This is a genomic window from Roseisalinus antarcticus (genome assembly GCF_900172355.1).
GTDB classification, from domain to species: domain Bacteria; phylum Pseudomonadota; class Alphaproteobacteria; order Rhodobacterales; family Rhodobacteraceae; genus Oceanicola; species Oceanicola antarcticus_A.
Window position 1 is genome coordinate 95,580 of record NZ_FWFZ01000003.1, and the last position, 18,343, is coordinate 113,922.

The 18,343-nt window shown below is 66.4% G+C and carries 18 protein-coding genes; 10 read left to right on the forward strand and 8 right to left on the reverse strand.

What is annotated here, in order from left to right:
* Positions 1 to 72: 72 nt before the first annotated feature.
* The 4 genes from ettA to ROA7023_RS04300 all read left to right on the forward strand — a co-directional run bounded on the left by ettA (position 73) and on the right by ROA7023_RS04300 (position 3,443).
* Positions 73 to 1,728 carry an energy-dependent translational throttle protein EttA gene (ettA, locus tag ROA7023_RS04285; RefSeq protein ID WP_085877783.1) on the forward strand — a complete coding sequence of 552 codons (1,656 nt, stop codon included), beginning with the start codon at positions 73 to 75 and terminating at the stop codon, positions 1,726 to 1,728.
* Between the two features lie 249 nt (positions 1,729 to 1,977).
* On the forward strand, positions 1,978 to 2,184 hold the full coding sequence (locus ROA7023_RS04290) for a cold-shock protein (RefSeq protein ID WP_085877784.1): 207 nt from the start codon (positions 1,978 to 1,980) through the stop codon (positions 2,182 to 2,184).
* Between the two features lie 126 nt (positions 2,185 to 2,310).
* Positions 2,311 to 2,739, forward strand: a complete 429-nt coding sequence (locus tag ROA7023_RS04295) for a BLUF domain-containing protein (protein WP_085877785.1) — start codon at positions 2,311 to 2,313, stop codon at positions 2,737 to 2,739.
* 497 nt (positions 2,740 to 3,236) lie between these two features.
* Positions 3,237 to 3,443: a cold-shock protein gene (locus tag ROA7023_RS04300; RefSeq protein ID WP_085877786.1), complete on the forward strand. Its 207-nt coding sequence runs from the start codon at positions 3,237 to 3,239 to the stop codon at positions 3,441 to 3,443.
* 45 nt (positions 3,444 to 3,488) lie between these two features.
* Here the strand turns inward: ROA7023_RS04300 and ROA7023_RS04305 are convergent, their stop codons facing one another.
* Positions 3,489 to 4,100 (reverse strand): SOS response-associated peptidase, encoded by a 612-nt coding sequence (locus ROA7023_RS04305; protein ID WP_085877787.1) that lies wholly within the window; start codon positions 4,098 to 4,100, stop codon positions 3,489 to 3,491.
* 1 nt (position 4,101) lies between these two features.
* The gene (locus tag ROA7023_RS04310; protein ID WP_085877788.1) at positions 4,102 to 4,782 is read right to left on the reverse strand and encodes an arylesterase; all 681 of its coding nucleotides are present in this window, start codon (positions 4,780 to 4,782) and stop codon (positions 4,102 to 4,104) included.
* Here ROA7023_RS04310 and ROA7023_RS04315 point away from each other — a divergent pair.
* The 4 genes from ROA7023_RS04315 (at position 4,781) to ROA7023_RS04330 (ending at position 10,065) form a co-directional block, all read left to right on the forward strand.
* Positions 4,781 to 5,473 (forward strand): ABC transporter ATP-binding protein, encoded by a 693-nt coding sequence (locus tag ROA7023_RS04315; RefSeq protein ID WP_085877789.1) that lies wholly within the window; start codon positions 4,781 to 4,783, stop codon positions 5,471 to 5,473. The two genes, ROA7023_RS04310 and ROA7023_RS04315, sit on opposite strands and share 2 nt — an antisense overlap.
* The gene (locus tag ROA7023_RS04320; protein ID WP_085877790.1) at positions 5,470 to 7,998 is read left to right on the forward strand and encodes an ABC transporter permease; all 2,529 of its coding nucleotides are present in this window, start codon (positions 5,470 to 5,472) and stop codon (positions 7,996 to 7,998) included. The genes ROA7023_RS04315 and ROA7023_RS04320 overlap by 4 nt, the downstream gene beginning before the upstream one ends.
* Positions 7,995 to 8,588 (forward strand): gamma-glutamylcyclotransferase family protein, encoded by a 594-nt coding sequence (locus ROA7023_RS04325; RefSeq protein WP_085877791.1) that lies wholly within the window; start codon positions 7,995 to 7,997, stop codon positions 8,586 to 8,588. Before ROA7023_RS04320 ends, ROA7023_RS04325 begins: the two co-directional genes overlap by 4 nt.
* Positions 8,589 to 8,658: 70 nt before the next feature.
* On the forward strand, positions 8,659 to 10,065 hold the full coding sequence (locus ROA7023_RS04330; RefSeq protein ID WP_085877792.1) for a hypothetical protein: 1,407 nt from the start codon (positions 8,659 to 8,661) through the stop codon (positions 10,063 to 10,065).
* A 309-nt stretch (positions 10,066 to 10,374) separates the two neighbouring features.
* Here the strand turns inward: ROA7023_RS04330 and gltX are convergent, their stop codons facing one another.
* The gene (gene gltX, locus ROA7023_RS04335; protein ID WP_085877793.1) at positions 10,375 to 11,694 is read right to left on the reverse strand and encodes a glutamate--tRNA ligase; all 1,320 of its coding nucleotides are present in this window, start codon (positions 11,692 to 11,694) and stop codon (positions 10,375 to 10,377) included.
* 60 nt (positions 11,695 to 11,754) lie between these two features.
* On the opposite strand from gltX, the gene ROA7023_RS04340 reads away from it, so the two are divergent.
* The gene (locus ROA7023_RS04340) at positions 11,755 to 12,147 is read left to right on the forward strand and encodes a metallopeptidase family protein (protein WP_085877794.1); all 393 of its coding nucleotides are present in this window, start codon (positions 11,755 to 11,757) and stop codon (positions 12,145 to 12,147) included.
* Between the two features lie 62 nt (positions 12,148 to 12,209).
* Positions 12,210 to 13,157, forward strand: a complete 948-nt coding sequence (locus tag ROA7023_RS04345) for a 1-phosphofructokinase family hexose kinase (protein WP_085877795.1) — start codon at positions 12,210 to 12,212, stop codon at positions 13,155 to 13,157.
* Positions 13,158 to 13,195: 38 nt separating this feature from the next.
* Here ROA7023_RS04345 and ROA7023_RS04350 read toward each other — a convergent pair whose 3' ends face one another.
* The 5 genes from ROA7023_RS04350 to fdxA form a co-directional block, all read right to left on the reverse strand.
* Positions 13,196 to 13,624: a DUF1801 domain-containing protein gene (locus tag ROA7023_RS04350; RefSeq protein ID WP_085877796.1), complete on the reverse strand. Its 429-nt coding sequence runs from the start codon at positions 13,622 to 13,624 to the stop codon at positions 13,196 to 13,198.
* Between the two features lie 349 nt (positions 13,625 to 13,973).
* Complete coding sequence (locus ROA7023_RS04355) at positions 13,974 to 14,669, reverse strand: hypothetical protein (RefSeq protein WP_143535438.1); 696 nt, start codon at positions 14,667 to 14,669, stop codon at positions 13,974 to 13,976.
* Positions 14,670 to 15,371: 702 nt separating this feature from the next.
* Positions 15,372 to 17,030, reverse strand: a complete 1,659-nt coding sequence (locus ROA7023_RS04360) for an NAD+ synthase (RefSeq protein ID WP_085877798.1) — start codon at positions 17,028 to 17,030, stop codon at positions 15,372 to 15,374.
* Positions 17,031 to 17,286: 256 nt separating this feature from the next.
* On the reverse strand, positions 17,287 to 17,796 hold the full coding sequence (locus ROA7023_RS04365; RefSeq protein ID WP_085877799.1) for a CarD family transcriptional regulator: 510 nt from the start codon (positions 17,794 to 17,796) through the stop codon (positions 17,287 to 17,289).
* A gap of 204 nt (positions 17,797 to 18,000) precedes the next feature.
* Positions 18,001 to 18,336 carry a ferredoxin FdxA gene (fdxA, locus tag ROA7023_RS04370; protein WP_085877800.1) on the reverse strand — a complete coding sequence of 112 codons (336 nt, stop codon included), beginning with the start codon at positions 18,334 to 18,336 and terminating at the stop codon, positions 18,001 to 18,003.
* Between the last annotated feature and the right edge of the window lie 7 nt (positions 18,337 to 18,343).

Here is an 18,343-nt window from a genome sequence, read left to right on the forward strand (position 1 = left end):
CGCCGCCGATTGCACGTGGGCCGGGCTTTGGATACATGGGCGTCAAACCCCTTCACCCGCAGGAGCCCCCGCATGGCCAGCTACCAGTACGTCTATCACATGGACGGCGTTTCCAAGACCTATCCCGGCGGCAAGAAGACCTTCGAGAACATCCGCCTCAGCTTCCTTCCCGGCGTCAAGATCGGCGTGGTCGGCGTCAACGGCGCAGGCAAGTCGACGCTGCTGCGCATCATGGCCGGCCTCGACAAGGACTTCACCGGCGAGGCCTGGGCCGCCGAGGGGGCCCGCGTCGGCTACCTGCCGCAGGAACCGACCCTCGACGAGACCAAGACCGTCCGCGAGAACGTGATGGAAGGCGTGGCCGCCAAGCAGGCGATCCTCGACCGCTACAACGAGCTTGCGATGAACTATTCCGACGAGACCGCCGAAGAGATGGCCACGCTTCAGGACCAGATCGACGCGCAGGATCTCTGGGATCTCGATGCCCAGGTCGACGTCTCGATGGAGGCGTTGCGCTGCCCTCCCGACGATGCGGACGTGTCGACCCTGTCGGGCGGCGAGCGGCGCCGGGTGGCACTGTGCAAGCTGTTGCTCGATGCGCCAGAGATGTTGCTGCTGGACGAGCCGACCAACCACCTGGATGCCGAAACGATTGCCTGGCTGCAAAATCACCTGATCGCCTACAAGGGCACGATCCTGGTCGTGACCCACGACCGCTATTTCCTCGACGACATCACCAGCTGGATCCTGGAGCTCGACCGGGGCCGCGGCATGCCCTACGAGGGCAATTACTCCGCCTGGCTGGAGCAGAAGGCCAAGCGGCTGGAGCAGGAATCGCGCGAGGACAAGTCCAAGCAGAGGACGCTCGAGCGCGAGCTTGCCTGGATGCGCCAGGGCGCCAAGGCGCGGCAGGCCAAATCCAAGGCGCGGATCTCGGCCTACGAGGATCTGGCGAACCAGTCCGAGCGCGAGAAGGTCGGCAAGGCGCAGATCATCATCCCCAACGGCCAACGGCTTGGCGGCAAGGTGATCGAGGTCGAGGGGCTGAAGAAGGCCATGGGCGACAAGCTTCTGATCGAAGACCTGACCTTTTCCTTGCCGCCGGGCGGAATCGTCGGGGTGATCGGGCCGAACGGTGCGGGCAAATCGACGTTGTTCAAGATGCTCACCGGGAACGAAGATCCTGACGAAGGCTCTGTCAGTTACGGCGACACGGTGCAGCTGTCCTACGTCGACCAGTCCCGGGACGCGCTGGACCCCGACGCCACTGTCTGGGAGGAGATTTCCGGCGGCGCCGAGATCATCGTGCTGGGCGACGCCCAGATGAACTCCCGCGCCTATTGCGGCGCGTTCAACTTCAAGGGCGGCGATCAGCAGAAGAAGGTCGGCCTGCTCTCGGGCGGCGAGCGCAACCGCGTGCACATGGCAAAGCTTCTAAAATCGGGCGGCAATGTCCTTCTGCTCGACGAGCCGACCAACGACCTGGACGTCGAGACGCTGCGCGCACTCGAGGATGCGCTGGTCGATTTCGCCGGCTGCGCGGTGGTCATCTCGCACGACCGATTCTTTCTGGATCGGATCTGCACGCATATCCTGGCCTTCGAGGGCGAGGCCCATGTCGAATGGTTCCAGGGCAATTTCGAGGATTATGAAGAGGACAAGAAACGCCGGCTGGGCGTGGATGCGTTGGAGCCGAAACGGGTTAAATTCAAGAAGTTTTCGCGGTAGCCGGGCCACCGCATCGCCCCCTGCAAACGAGCCGTTCCATCAACGACCGCAGGGCGCCGCCGCGCCCTGCGGTCGTTGACTCGAGACTTGCAAAGCGCCGGCAAAACCGTTAGACAAGTATCCGCTACATGATCTTCTCTTCGACCCTTCTGTTTTGCTTCATCGGCTCACAGTCCTCGAACCAGACGTGACCGAGCCGGGCTGCCGCAATGTCGTGGGCAGCAATGCAAACTATGAAGGATTTTTCACATGGCCAAAGGCACAGTGAAATGGTTCAACGCCACCAAAGGCTTCGGCTTTATCGCTCCTGAGACGGGCGGCAAGGACGTTTTTGTCCATATCTCCGCCGTCGAGCGTGCAGGCCTGACCGGCCTGAAGGATGACCAGAAGGTCACCTACGACGTCGAAGCCGGCCGCGACGGCCGCGAGAGCGCGTCGAACCTTCAGCTGGCGTAAGCCGCTTCGCGGGGTGCCCTTCGGGCACCCCGCCCCCCCCCCCCCGGGCAGGACGAGTCAATCGTTGCCCGAATCTTCCCGACATTGTAGGTTTCCAGGCAGCGTACCCGATCGGGAGTATCGCATATGTCCCTGTTCCGTCTGATTTACGTCTCCGTTCCGATAGAGACAGGTGAAGACGTCTACGATTCCATTTTCGAGAGTTCACGGCGCAACAACGGCCAGACCTCGGTGACCGGATCCCTCGTTTATCACGACGCCTTCAACATGCAGGTTCTCGAAGGCCCGCGAAAGCACGTCAGCGACTGCTTCATCCGGATCGCGAGGGACAACAGGCACGGCAATATCCTGATTGTGGCCGCGAAAGACGTCCCGCACCGTCTTTTCCCGGATTGGGCGATGCATCGGCTCAACGCCAAGGACCGGCATTCCGATCTTTTCGCGCGGTATTCCGTGAACGGCCTGTTCGAGCCGCTGTTGCTGTCGCAGACCGCGGTCGAGGAGCTGTGCCGCGGGATTTCGTACCGGGCCACGGCCGACCTCGACAACGCCTGATCCGCACCGACCCGGCTGCCGATGGCGTTGCTATCCGATATCACTCCGGCCGATATCGGCTGACAGGCGGCGGCTTTTGCCTGACCTCGCCCCTGGCACCATACCGTCCCCACAGCGCACCTCGCCAAGGGACACGACCATGACACGCCACACCCAACCAGCCCCGCACCCCCTGCCCCGCCCCACGCCGACGCCGACGGCCGCGCCCGGCGGGTATCGCTTCACCGATTGGGCGGCGATCTGACCCTGCGCACCAGCGGCCGACGCGGTCCGCAGCGCGAAACCGCGCAAGGATTGAGCGATCCTGCCGTTGAAATGAGACTTGCCGCCGGAATCTCTTGAGCGGTCCACGCTCTTGCGCATAGGCTTTTCGGGCTACGTTCGGACAAATCTGCGACCTGGCGCCGGCTCTGCCGGTCCCGGCAAAGCCAAACCCTGACGAGCCGACCCGCTGCATACCGCGAGCGGCACGACGACCAGACTATTGGAGACACGAGATGGCCACCGGCACCGTGAAGTGGTTCAACGCAACAAAAGGCTTCGGCTTTATCGCCCCCGATGGCGGCAGCAAGGACGTCTTCGTCCATATCAGCGCAGTCGAGCGCGCAGGGCTGACAGGCCTGGCCGACAACCAGAAGGTCACCTTCGACATCGAGGCCGGCCGCGACGGACGCGAAAGCGCCACGAACATTTCGCTGGCCTGATCGGCGAAAGGCGGGCGGGGCCTGAGGTCCTGCCCGATCCCGGGCTCAGGGCCCGGACCAATCGACATCCCCCGCGGGCCTGACATTCAGCCTCCCGGCGGGCCAGGGTCGCAATAGCGCCGAGGCCTCCGCCTCGGGTCCACTCAGCCAGGTGGCAAAGTCCTTCCTTTCAAGCAGCAGGCCCATGCGATCGTGGATATGCCGGACGTCCTCGGACGGGGCACAGGTGACGGTCGCGACCTGCGGCACCCCACGGCCACCGGGGGCGCGCCAGATGTCGTAGATCGCCGCAAAGGCCAGCAGGCCCCCGTCCTGCGGACTGATCGCATGTGGCGTCTTGCGCCGCACCGCGCCCGTCCATTCGTACCAGCCGTCCGCGGGCACGATGGCGCGGTGCAGGCCGGCGAAGGCGGATTTCTCGAACAGGGTCTCGGACCGGGCGTTGACAATGGTTTCCAGCACGGGCCGGCCACGGGCGTTCTTGCGGCCGGCCGGGATCAGGCCCCAGCGCATGTGCTGGACACCGGTCGCCGTCAGGGTCAGCACCTCCTGACCCGGCGCCATATTGGCGCGTGGCGGGTCTTCGGGCACCCGCGGCACGCCCAGAAAGGCCGCCACCTCGGCCATGGGCCGGGTCAGGAACAGCCGTCCCGGCACGTCAGCGCACGGAGTTGACCAGCTGGAGCACGGCCGGCCCCATCGCCTCGACAATCAGCGCCACGCCGGCCGCGTTGGGATGGATCCCGTCGGCCTGCATCAGGTCTTGCGCCGCGCCCGCAGCATCCCCCTCCATCCCCAGCCCGCCGAAGAACGAAAGGTAGAGCGGCACGTCGAATTCCTCGGCGAGCTCCGGATACATGCTGTCGAACGCGGCCTTGAAGGCGGGGCCGTAGTTGTTCGAGGATTGCATGCCCACTAGAAGCACCTCGACCTCCTTGGCCTCGGCGGCTTCGAGAATACCGCGCAGGTTCTCGCGGCTGACGGCCGGGTCGATCCCGCGCAGGAAATCATTGCCGCCCAGCGTGACGATCATCGCATCGACCTCCGGCGTGAGGGTCCAGTCCACGCGCGAGAGGCCTCCCGCGGTGGTGTCGCCTGAAACGCCGGCGTTGATCATCGAGACATCTGCCCCCTCGGTCCGCAGCCAGGCCTCCATCCGGGGCACGAAACCCTCTTCCTGCGGCAGGCCATAGCCCTGCGTCAGGCTGTCGCCCAATGCAGCGACCGTTACCGTCTCGGCGGCGGCGGCGCTGCCGACACTCGCCGCCAGCGCGAGGTTGCAGAGCAGGGCAACCGCCCCATATCGAAAGGAACGGATCAGTCCGGAAAAGGTGCCCATGTCAGATACGCTGCTCTCGCTCACCGATGTCTCGTTGTCGCTCTCTGGCAATACCGGACCGGTGGAAATCCTGCACGACATCTCGATGGACGTCGACCGCGGCGAGACGCTGGGGTTGGTGGGGCCAAGTGGGTCGGGCAAATCGTCGCTCCTCATGCTGATGGGCGGGCTCGAGAGCGCCTCATCGGGCCGGATCATGGCGCTTGGCCAGGACTTGACGGCGATGGACGAAGACGCGCTCGCGTTGTTTCGCAGGGATAATATGGGGGTGGTGTTCCAAAGCTTCCACCTCATCCCGACGATGACGGCGCTGGAAAACGTGGCGACCCCGCTGGAACTGGCCGGACGTCGCGATGCCTTCGACCGTGCGGGGGCCGAGCTCGAGGCCGTGGGACTGGGCCACCGGGCGGGCCATTATCCCGGCCAGCTGTCCGGCGGCGAGCAGCAGCGCGTGGCGCTGGCCCGTGCCTCTGCGCCCCGGCCGCGCATTCTTCTGGCCGACGAGCCGACCGGCAACCTCGACGAGACCAACGGCGCCGCGATCATGGACCTGCTCTTCGAGCTGCGCGACCGGCACGGCGCCACGCTCGTCATGGTGACCCATTCGCTGGAGCTTGCCCGGCGTTGTGACCGGGTCGTCCGCCTGCGCGACGGCCGGATCGAGGCGCCACAGGCCCGGGCCGCGGAATGAGCTGGTCAGTTTCGGCCCGGATCGCGCGCCGCGAACTGCGGGGCGGCCTGCGGGGGTTTCGCATCTTCCTGTCCTGCCTCGCGCTGGGCGTGGCCGCGATCGCCGCCGTCGGCAGTGTGCGTAGCGCCATCTCGGCGGGGCTGGAGCGCGAGGGCGCGGCCCTTCTCGGCGGCGACGCCGAGGTGCAGTTCACCTACCGCTTCGCCCGCGAGGAAGAGGCCGCCTGGCTGGACGAGATCGCTGACGCGATATCCGAGACCGTGGATTTCCGCTCGATGGTCGTGGTCGACGGCCGTGCCGAGACCGAGCGCGCCCTGACCCAGGTGCGCGCCGTGGACAGCCTCTACCCCCTCGTGGGCGCGACCGAGCTGGACCCGCCGATGGCGCTGGACACGGCCTTCGCGGGCACCGCCGACCTGCCCGGCGGCGTGATGGAGCGGGTGCTGGCCGACCGGCTGGCCCTTTCGCCCGGCGACACGTTCAAGTTGGGCGAGCAGCGTTTCTCGCTCTCGGCGATCCTCGACAGCTACCCCGACAATTCCGGCGGCGGCTTCGGCCTCGGGCCCCGGACGCTGGTGCTGACGGAGGACCTGGCCGAGAGCGGCCTGATCCAGGAGGGCACGCTTTTCGAGACGCAATACCGGCTCGATCTGCCCGAGGGGGCGGACCTTGCCGCGCTCGACGCCGAGGCGGAACGGCTGTGGCGCGACAGCGGGATGCGGTGGCGCGATGCGCGGGCGGGGGCCCCGGGGATCAGCCAGTTCGTCGACCGGCTCGGCGCGTTCCTGATCCTCGTGGGTCTGTCCGGTCTGGCGGTGGGGGGGGTCGGCGTCTCGGCCGCCGTGCGGGCCTATCTTGCGGGCAAGACCGAGGTGATCGCGACGCTCAAGACGCTGGGCGCGTCGCGGAGCGTCATTTTCCGCAGCTATTTCATCCAGATCGGTGCGCTGACGATCCTCGGCGTGGCGCTTGGCCTGGTCCTCGGCGCGGGGCTTCCGCTGCTGGCTGCGCCGCTGATCGAGGCGCGGCTGCCGATCCCGGCAGCCTTCGCCCTCTACCCCGGACCGCTGCTGGAGGCCGCGCTCTATGGCGTTCTCGCGGCGATGATATTCACCCTCTGGCCGCTCGCCCGCGCCGAAGAGATCCGGGCCGCGACCCTGTTCCGCGACGCGCTGGGCGGCGGGGCCGCGCTGCCCCGCCCGCGCTATCTGCTTGTCACGGCGCTGCTCCTGGCGCTGTTGGTCGGGGCGGCGGTCTGGTTTTCCGGGACCGCCTTCCTCACCCTCTGGACGGCCGGCGGGATAGCCGCGGCGCTCGCCCTGCTGACCCTGGCCGCAGCCCTTGCCCGCTGGCTCGCCCGCCGCAGCGGCCGGGCCGCCCGCGGGCGACCGGCCCTGCGGCTGGCCCTCGGGGCGATCGGGGCGCGGGGCGGAGAGACGACCTCGGTGGTGCTGTCGCTTGGCCTCGGCCTTGCGGTGCTGTCCGCCGTGGGCCAGATCGACGGCAACATCCGGCAATCCATCTCGGGGGAACTGCCCGAGATCGCGCCGTCATACTTCTTCGTCGACATCCAGCCCGACCAGATCGACGGCTTCCGCGAACGGGTCGAGACCGACCCGATGGTCAGCCGCGTCGACAGCGCCCCGATGCTCCGCGGGATCATCACCCGGATCAACGGCGCCCCGGCGATGCAGGCGGCGGACGGCCACTGGGTGGTGCGCGGTGACCGCGGCGTGACCTATTCAGAGGCGGTGCCCGACAACACGCGCCTGACGGCGGGCGAGTGGTGGCCGGCGGATTATGCCGGCCCGCCGCTGGTCAGTTTCGCCGCCGAAGAGGCCGCCGAGATCGGGCTGGCGCTCGGTGACACGATCACGGTCAACATCCTCGGCCGCGACATCACCGCCACGATCGCCAGCTTCCGAGAGGTGAATTTCGATACCGCCGGCATCGGCTTCGTCCTGTCGATGAATCCGGGGGCCCTCGCAGGTGCGCCCCACAGCTGGATCAGCACCGTCTATGCCGAGCCCGAGGCCGAGGCCGCCATCCTGAGAGACCTTGCCTCCGCCTATCCCAACATCACCGCGATCCGCGTCCGGGATGCCATCGACCGGGTGATGGAACTGCTCGCCGGGATTTCCGCCGCCACACGCTACGGGGCGGCCGCGACGCTTCTGACCGGGTTCCTCGTCCTGATCGGAGCGGCGGCGGCGGGCGAGCGCAGCCGGGTCTATGAAAGCGCCGTGCTCAAGACGCTGGGGGCGACGCGGGCGCGGATCCTGTCCAGTTTCGCCCTGCGTTCCGCGCTCCTCGGGCTTGCCGCCGGGGCCGTGGCGCTTGCGGCGGGCATTCTCGGTGGCTGGGCGGTGAGCACTTTCATCATGGACAGCAGCTATGCCGTCATCTGGCCGTCGGCGCTCGGCGTGGTCGTGGGCGGGGTGCTGGCGACGCTCTGCGCGGGGCTCCTCTTTGCGCTCCGCCCCCTCGCAGCCCGCCCCGCGAGCGTGCTAAGAGCCCGGGAATGACACCGAGATTCTTTGGCTACGGCAGCCTCGTGAACCTTTCGACCCATGATTACCCCGACGCGCAGCCCGCGCGGCTGTCGGGGTGGCGGCGGGTCTGGCGGCACGCCACCCTGCGACCGGTGGCGTTCCTGTCGGTGGAACCGGCGCCAGAATCCGAGATCGACGGCGTGCTGGCGCAGGTGCCCGGCGCGGATTGGGCGGCGCTCGACCTGCGCGAACGGGCCTATCGGCGCCAGGACGTGACCCACCATTTCCCGCAGGACGGCGCGATCACCCCCACCGCCGTCTATGAGATCGAGGCCAGCAACCTGGAACCGCCCGATGTGGCCCACCCGATCCTGCTGAGCTATGTCGACGTGGTGCTTCAGGGCTACCTGCAGCTTTTCGGAGAGGCGGGCATGCGGGACTTTGCCCGCACCACGCGAGGGTGGCACGCCCCCGTGCTCGACGATCGGGCCCGGCCGGTCTATCCGCGCCATCGGCAGCTGTCAGGGCAGGAAACGCGCCTCGTGGACAGGCTGCTCGCGGATCTGGGCGCAGAAATTTCCGGGCCCGACGCCTTCGATCTCTCGGGGCTGGTGCGCAGCTGACGGTTTGTCACAATAGTTTTGGGTTCTCCCCCTAGGCCGGGTGTCACACACCAAAGGGGGACTCGTTTCCATGACCATCACCACGTTCTTGCGCAGCGCAACGGCGCTGGCCCTGACGACGGGCGCGGCCTTCGCCGAGGCGCCGGTCCTCGTGACCTCCACCGCCGACAGCGGCGCGGGCAGTTTCCGCGCGGCGCTGGAGACGCTGGCCGACACCGGCGGCCAGATCGTCGTCACGGCCGAGGGCGACATCACCATCGACAGCACGCTGGATTATGCCGGCACGGCGCCGCTCTATGTATTCGGCGCGGGTCAGACCGTCAGGACAGCGGCCAACGCGACGCTTTTTGCGGCCACGGCCGGGGCGGACCTGACGATCAACGGGCTGAATTTCGCGGGCCCGGGCGGGTTCGACATAGAGAACCGTGGCGACATCGACGGGCCGGCGGGCAAGGGCATCTTCGTCGATGTCCGTGATGACCAGCAGGGCTATGTCTCGCTGGTGCTTGAGAATGTGACCGTCAGCGGCGTGGCGAACCACGGCGTGCACGTGTCCGACTGCGACCTTGCCGATGCCTGTGGCGGCGGCGCGGGCGGCAGTGGCGGAGGTTCGGAGGCGTCGATCATCGTGCGGCTCGCCGGCGTGACCATCGACAACGTGGGCCACGGGAAATTCGACGCGGACGGGCTGCGGGTGGACGAACGCGCCGCCGGGTCCATCAATTTCTCGGCGACGGCCTCGACCTTCCGGAACGTGGGCGCCGACGGCGTGGAGCTCGACGACGGCCAGGCCGGCGATGTCCGCGTGATCGTCACCGGGTCGGCCTTCGTCGGGAACGGCGCCTATTGCGACCCCCAGATCCTGGCCGCCTTCATGCCCGACGCGCCCGAGGGCGAATTCGATGAGGGCACGATGCCCGAGGCCGATATCCCCGGTCCGGTCACCGGTGCGCCTGACGATTCCTGCATCGAGCGGGAAGTGGACACCTACGACGACGGCACCGTCGAGGAATACGCGTTCGGCATCGACCTCGACGACGGCTTCGACGTGGACGAGGCGGGCGACGGCAGCGTCGTCGCCACGCTGGCCGACACCACCATATCCCGCAACCTCGACGAGGGGCTGGACCTTGACGAAGAGGGGCCGGGCGGTATCGACCTGGTCCTGATCGACACCGCGGCGAGCGGCAATACCGACGACGGTTTCAAGACCTCCGAGGAGGACGCGGGCGATGTCAGCGGGCTGATGCTCGGCACCTCGGCGGCGGATAACGGCGGCGTCGGTGCCGTGTTCGAGGAAGCGGACGGCGGCGATGTCACCGTGATCGTGCAGGGAAGCATGACGATGGGCAACGACGACGGCGGGACCGGGCTGGAGGTGGTCCAGGAAGACGGGGGCTCCGGCAGGCTTGTGGTTACTAGCTCCGACATCCAGGAGGAGATCGAGGTGGACGGCGTCGATCGCTCGGACATGTAGCGGCGTGGGACCGGTGCGGCAGGGCGTCGTGACGAGCGGTGCGCCGGGATGAGATGGCGCGAGGGGGGCTCTGCCCCCCTTGCCCCCCCGGGATATTTTTGACCAGAAGAAGCATGAGCTGAACTTGAACCGGGAACGCCCGGCTATGGCCGGTGATCTTGCTGCTGGCTCGGATGGGTGCTGCTGCAGGCATGCGCCGGTGGTCCGCATGAAGGCGGCGGTCTGTCATTCGGCAGGATCGGCGGCCTCTGGCCCATGCGCCGGGCCCGTTCGCCGGGTCGGACGCGTTGGAGTAGGGCCGCGGCGGCGTCAGACCCTTGGCTTGACCTGCATGAGGCGCATGACATCGGCCATTTCGGGGCCGCGGGTCATGCCCGTCACCGCATGGCGCAGTGGCATGAACAGGGTCTTGCCCTTGCGCCCCGTCGCCTGCTTGACCGCCGCTGTCCACTCCGACCAAGTCGTCTCGGAATAGGGCGGGTCGCCCAGAAGGCCGAGCGCCTCGTCGACGAACGCCCGGTCCTCATCGGCGATCTGCGCATCGGCGCCTTCGGAGAAAAGGCGCCACCAGCCCTCCATGTCCGCGAGCGTGTCGATATTTTCGCGCACCACATCCCAGAAGACGGGCGCGAGCGGGTCCGGCACGCCGAGGGCGGTCACCTCGGCGGCGACTTCCTCGAACGGGCGCTGGGACAGCCAGCGGTGCGTCAGCGGCACCAGGTCCTGGGTATCGAATTTGGTCGGCGCGGAGCCGAAGCTGGACAGGTCGAACCCGGCGACCACCTCCTCGACGCTCTCGCGCAGTTCCACCGGCTCGGAAGAGCCGAGCCGGGCCATCAGCGACAGGACCGCCATCGGAGCGATGCCCCGGGCCCGCAGATCGCGCAGCGCCAGCGTGCCGAGGCGCTTGGACAGCGCCTCGCCCTGCGGCCCGGTCAGCAGGGAATGGTGCGCGAAACGCGGGACCGTGCCGCCCAGGGCCTCGATGATCTGGATCTGGGTCGCCGTGTTGGTCACGTGGTCCGATCCGCGCACCACGTCCGTGATCCCCATCTCGGTATCGTCGACGACCGAAGCGATCGTGTAGAGCACCTGTCCATCCGCCCGGATCAGCACCGGATCGGAGACGCTGGCCGCGTCGATCGAGATGGTCCCGAGGATCCCGTCCGCCCACTCGATCCGGTCGTGATCCAGCTTGAACCGCCAGTAGCCGCCGCGCTCCGCCCGAAGCCGCGCCTTTTCGTCCTCGCTCAGGTCCAGGGCCGCGCGGTCATAGACCGGCGGCCGGCCCATGTTGAGCTGTTTCTTGCGCTTGAGGTCTAGCTCCGTCGGGGTCTCGAAACACTCGTAGAGCCGGCCCATGCCGATCAGCGTTTCCTTGGCGGCGGCGTAGCGGTCGAGCCGTTCGGACTGACGCTCCACGCGGTCCCATTCCAGTCCGAGCCAACGAAGATCCGCCTTGATCGCGTCCACGTACTCCTCCTTCGACCGTTCGGGATCCGTGTCGTCGATCCGCAGGACGAAGGTGCCGCCAGCCTGTCGCGCGATGGCGTAATTGAACAGGGCGGCGCGCAGGTTGCCGATATGCAGATAGCCGGTGGGTGACGGGGCAAAACGGGTGGTGGTCATGGGGAAACTCCTGTTGTGGGCGCTCTTCCACAACGGGCCGGGTTTGTCCATATCAGGGGGATGGACAGCACAGCCCCCAGCCTCGACGACATCGAAGAGATCGCCCGCCGGACCGTGGAGGGCCTGCCCGAGCGGTTTCGGACCGCGGCCCGCGCTGTGGCCCTGCGCGTCGTGGACTTCGCGCCCGACGACATCTTGCGCGACATGGAGGCGGATCCCTTCGATCTGAGCGGGCTCTACGACGGAATTCCGCTGACGCAGAAATCGGTGATGGACACGCCGCACGGCCCGGACGTGGTCTGGCTGTTTCGCCGGCCGATCCTCGATGAATGGGCCGAGCGGGGGAATGTCACCGTGACCGAGCTGGTGGCCCACGTCACCGTGCATGAATTCGCCCATCACTTCGGCTGGTCCGACGACGACATCGCCCACATCGACCCCTGGTGGGAATGAGCAGCCCTTTTGCGCCATGCGCGGACATGGCATGTTAGCGCCATCATCAGCCGGAGCCCATCATGCGCGACATCCTGACCGTTACCCTGAACCCGGCGCTCGATCTCGCCACCTCGGTCAACCACATCCAGCCGAATGTGAAACTGCGCTGCGCCCCGCCCGATACCGACCCCGGTGGCGGCGGGCTCAACGTCGCGCGGGCGATCCACCAGATCGGGGGGGCGTCGCGCTGCTTCGTGGCGCTGGGGGGGGATACCGGCCAGGCGCTGCTCAAACTGCTGCTGGCCGCGGGGCTGACTCCGGTCGTCCATCCCGCGCCCGGAGAGACCCGGCAGAGCCTCGCGGTCACCGACCTGTCGAACATGGACCAGATGCGCTTCATGCTGCCCGGCCCGGACTGGGACCTTGGCCATATCGACGCCATGCGGACCGCGCTGCGCAAGGCTGCGACGGGCGACGGGTACCTGGTGCTGTCGGGCAGCGGGCCTTCGGGGGCGGCACCCGACCTCTATGCCCGCATCTGCAGCGATTTCGCGGAGACGGAGGAAGAGATCATTCTCGACACGTCTGGGCCGGCGCTGGCGCATCTCGCCGCCGGACAGGCCAAACCGCCCTTTGTCCTGCGCATGGACCAGCATGAGGCCGAGGACCTGGCGCGCCGGCCCTTGTCGTCGCGCACGGACAGCGCCGCCTTCGCCGCGAGTCTGGTCCGGCGCGGCGCGGCGCGTTTGGTGATCGTGGCACGCGGCGCCGACGGGTCGGTCATGGCGCAGGCGGACCGAAAGTTGCACGTTTCGGCCGCCCCGGTGACGGTGAACTCGAAAGTGGGCGCCGGCGACAGCTTCGTCGGCGGCTTCACCCTGGCGCTCGCCCGCGGCGCCTCGGTGGCCGAGGCCATGCGCTATGGCTCCGCGGCGGCGAGCGCGGCCGTCATGACCCCGGGCACCCAGCTTTGCCACCTTGAAGATACCGAGCGGAACCTGCCGGAATGCCAAGTCACCGACCTTTGATCCCGGGCCCAGATTATTCGCGAATAATCTGCCAGCGCTCAGGTTGCCGACACCGGGTGGCGGGTGGCGAGGTCAGCCAGGCCCGCGCGCACGATCTCCTCCAGCACATCCGGGCGCACGTCGGCCAGCTTGTTGATATAGAGGCAGGACTTGCCCAGCTTGTGCTTTCCCAACCGGTCCAGCATCCCTGACATCTCCGCGTAGCCGGGCATCACGTAGACCACGAGGTTCGCCTTGCGCGGAGAAAAGCCGGTCGCCAGGAAGTCGCCCTCACGGCCGCTCTCGTAGCGATAGTGATAGCTGCCGTAGCCCACAAGCGACGGCCCCCACATCCGCGGCGTCCAACCCGTGATCCTGCGAAACAGCGCATCGAGCGTCTGCGCATCGGCGCGGCGCACCGGGTGTTGGACCGACGCGAGGAACGCACTGACGTCGGCATCGGTCGGTTGGGTCTTGTTCTCGGCCATGTTCTCGCCCTCCCTGCCCAGCTTGAAAGCATTTGCCGAGGGTCCCCAAGGCAAGCCGATCCCGACAACATACCTCTTGCCGAGCTTTGGCTGTCAACACCCGCTCAAGTCGTTCGGGAATGCCCGCGCTTCGATCTCGTACCGGGACGCATCGCAAAGTGCACACGCGGCGTCGGTTTCATCGCCTATTCGAGGCGACACGCCCACGGGCGCGTTGTGCGCACGCGCCTGCACACTTGCCGTCTGGCGCGGTGTGTCTTGCAAACGCTGCCCTCGCAGCATGGGCGCGGACAGGCCTCTTTCAGCACAAGGCACGCTCCAGGTCCTGAACACCCTTTCTTGTTGATGCTCAGGCTGTTGTCGGCCGCGTCCTACGCCAGCCGAGCAATCCCAGGAGCCCAAGACTGCCTGCCAACAGCGACAGCGACGCCGGGAGCGACACCACCGATGGCGCATCGGAAAACGCGTCGATTTCGATGATGGCTGTGGAATCATTGCTGGTCTTGGTTTCAAGAAACGAAAATCTCAGATCGGTGACGCCTGTCGCAAGCAATCCGCCGGCGTCGTCGAAGACACGGGTCAGGACGGATTCGCCAAAATCCCCACCTTCGACGCCCAGAATCAGATCGGAAAATAGCGAACCACCGTCCGTGCTGTAGCTGACGTTGTATTTCTGCTCTGCCCGGCTGTCGGTGTTCCAGGAAAATACCCGGAGCTCGCCAAGATCAACGCCGCCCAGTCCGGTGAAGGTAAGCTCCCAGGGGAAAGTGTAAACTGCTGCGATCACTCTCCCATCGGGGTCGAAGTCCGTTTCGCCACTGAGGCCATCGGTCAATCCTCCGATAGCGCCCGCAACAATTGACAAATTGCTGTCCGGAATCGAACCCTGAAGCAGGTCGGCAACGGAAACGGTCACCGGCAGCCCCGTATCGGCAGATACGCCCGACACGTTCGAAACCGTGTCGACCGATGAGACCGTCAAGGCCGCGACGTCAGACGACTGCATCCCGATGGCGATGGCAAGCGCCCCGAACTTTGCGGACATGGCCTTGGCGTTCCCAAACAATTTTCTACCCTCCTCGAGCAGCTGACCGCCTGCATTCCTCAACTGGCATGGGGCTAAGCAAAGTGACTCATGTGTGCTCGCAAAGCAAGCTGCATCGCCCCGCGCGGTGTCCGGGCCCGCGAAACGACCCGAATTTGGGTGGTTGGCGCCGTGAAACTCTTCAGCGCATGCCCGGTGGCCGCTTTTTTCAGCGCAGAGGACAGGGCGCCATCCGGTTCCCGCAGGGTCAGCAGACCGCCGTCCGACCTGAGCTGCGAGTTTCGGGACTCCAATCGCATGCGTTGGTCAAGGTGCAACCTCGGATGATCCAACGGACCTGCACTCGAGACGCGTAGCATCAAACACGGCCTCATACCCGCCACCTGTCCGACGTATGTGAGGGAAGGACGATCCGTCACCAAAGCTTGGGCGCAGCTGGAAAACCCGGGGTCAGACAGGTCCGCAACACCAGTCTCCCCCGATGCCCTGCGTCCGCCGGCCCGTTGGCGCCCCGGCACCGTCCGCCCGATACGTGACTGGCCAGGATCTCTCGATCGTGGCAGTCGCCCGGGGCATCGTCCCTGAAGGCGCCAGCGATGCTGAGAGGCTGATGAGGTATTGGACGCTGCCGGCGCGGATCGGACCCCGCCGATTGGTCACGGACCGATCCCTCCGTGGCCTGTCAGCCTGCGCGCCGACGTCTCAACTCCTGTCGCGCCAGCGGTTCACGATCGGATAGCGGCGATCCAGCCAGAACGCCCGCATCGACAGCCTTGTGCCCGGAGCGGACTGGAACCGCTTGTATTCGCTGATGTAAAGCAAATGCTCCACGCGCCGAACCACCTCCGCATCGTGCCCCTTGGCAACGCAATCGGCGACCGAGGCGTCCCGGTCGACAAGCATCTCGAGAATATCGTCCAGCACCTCGTAGGGCGGCAGGCTGTCCTCGTCCTTCTGATCCGCCCGCAGTTCGGCCGAGGGCGGCTTGTCGATCACGCGCACGGGGATGACCTCCCCCTCGGTGGCGAGCATCCACGGGCGATGCTGCGCGTTGCGCCAGCGACAGATGTCGAACACCCGGGTCTTGTAGAGGTCCTTGATCGGGTTGTAGCCGCCCGCCATGTCGCCGTAGATCGTGGCGTATCCCACGGCGACCTCGGACTTGTTTCCCGTCGTCAGCAACATCTCACCGAACTTGTTCGATTGCGCCATGAGCAGCAGGCCCCGGATGCGCGACTGGATGTTCTCTTCGGTCAGCCCCTCCTCCAGCCCCTCGAACAACGGCGCCAGGGTCTCGGTCACGGCGTCCCGAACACCTGCGATGGGCACGAAATCATACCGGCAGCCAAGGTTGGTCGCGACGGCCTTGGCGTCCTCAAGGGAATGCTCGGAGGTGTATTCCGACGGCAGCATGACACAGCGCACGTTCTGAGGACCGAGCGCGTCACAGGCGATCACGGCCACGGCCGCCGAATCGATCCCGCCGGACAAACCCAGAAGAACCTTGGAAAAGCCTGTCTTGGCCATGTAATCCCGCAGCGACAGCACCATCGCGTGGTAATCCTGCTCCAGGGAGTCCGGGAAGGTCCGGATCTCGCCGGTCTCCGCGCGCCAGCCGTCCGCCTCTCGGATGAAATCCACATGGGCGATCTCTTCCTCGAAGACCACCATGTGCATGGCCAGCGCGCCATGCGGGTTCAGAACGAAAGAGCCCCCGTCGAACACCTGGTCGTCCTGCCCGCCCACGAGGTTGAGATAGACCAGCGGCAGCCCGGTCTCCGTCACCCGCCCGACCATCTGGTTCAGACGGATGTCGAACTTGTCCCGGAAATAGGGCGAGCCGTTGGGCACCACGAGGATCTCGGCACCGCTCTCGGCCATGGCCTCGGCCACGTCGGGGAACCAGGCATCCTCGCAGATCGGCGAGCCCAGCCGGACGCCGGCCACCGAATAGGGGCCCGAGATCCGGCCCCGCTCGAACAGGCGCTCCTCGTCGAAGACGGTATAGTTCGGCAGGTGATGCTTGCGCATGACCGCGTCGATCCTGCCGCCCTGCAGCACGAAATAGCAATTGTGCAGCCGGCCCTCCTCGAACATGGGCCCGCCGATCCCCAACGCGGGACCGTCCGCGCACTCCCGCGCCAGTGCCTCCAGCCGGTCCACGCAATCGGCCACGAAGGCGGGCTTCTGCACGAGGTCCTGAGTCTGATAGCCGCTCAGAAACATCTCGGGCAGCGCAACCATCTGGGCCCCGGCCGCGCGACCGGCCTCCCAGGCCGCGCGGGCCTTGTCCGCGTTCCCGACCAGATCGCCAAGGGTCGCGTTCAACTGCGCAAGCGTCAGGCGGAAACGGTCGGTCATTGCGAAAGGCCCCTGTCAGATCGCCCCCCATGTAGCAGACCCACCGCCAAGGGAAAGCCGCCCATCCCGCCGCAGCGGGCCAATTTTCCCGTGGCGCAACCAACAGCAGACCGGTTGATCATCCGGGCGCCTGCCCGGCCGCAACGGGCATGACGCTGGCCACAGCCGACCGACCCGCGCAGGCAGCACCAGAAAACGGCAAAGCCGCGGACAAGGTCCGCGGCTTTTCAATTTGACAGGGGGCGGGAGGCTTGGCTCAGGCTGCCCGGCTGACCAGGACGTCGCCGATCTCCTTGGCCGCGGCATTCTCGTCATTGCCGGCCACGGCCGCGATCTCGCGGGTCAGACGCTCCAGCGCCGCTTCGTAAAGCTGCCGCTCGGAATAGCTCTGCTCGCGCTGGTCGTCGGCGCGGTGCAGGTCGCGCACCACCTCCGCGATCGCGATCAGGTCGCCGGAATTGATCTTTTGCTCATATTCCTGGGCCCGGCGCGACCACATGGCTTTCTTGACCTTGGCCTTCCCCTTGAGTGTCTTCATCGCATGCGCCACCACATCCGGCGACGACAGGGACCGCATCCCGACCTCTTCGGCCTTGTGTGTCGGGACCCGAAGCGTCATCTTGTCCTTCTCGAAGGAAATCACGAAAAGCTCCAACTCGTAGCCCGCGACCTCCTGCTTTTCGATCGAGATGATCTGCCCCACGCCATGGGCAGGGTACACGACGTGTTCATTCGGGTGAAAATCGTTCTTCTTGGTCTTGCTCATCATCTCGTCCTTCCAGGTCATCGACCCACGTCGACCCCGACGCGACAGAGAACCGGCGGTGACCGTGGCCTCCGTCGGTTCGCATCAATCGTATCAGGATCAATAATCCAGCAGCATTCTGCAGAACATATCACAAAAACGGCCTGCGCGGAAGGGCCGTCGTCGCGCGGATCCGATACAGTTTCGGCGGGATCGCAGCCCGGGTCAGCCGCCTTCGCCGGGGGCTTCGGAAAACAGCTCCAGCTTGCCGCTTTTCCCGTCCATCTCCTCGGCCCCCGGAAGCGGGTCCTTCTTGGTGATGATGACAGGCCATTGCTCGGAATACTTGCGGTTGAACTCCACCCACTTGTCCATGTCGGGCTCGGTGTCCGGGCGAATGGCGTCGGCGGGGCATTCCGGCTCGCAGACGCCGCAATCGATGCATTCATCCGGATGGATGACCAGCATGTTCTCGCCCTCGTAGAAACAATCCACCGGACAGACTTCGACGCAGTCGGTGTATTTGCAGGCGATGCAGTTGTCGTTGACGATGTAGGTCATGGTCGGG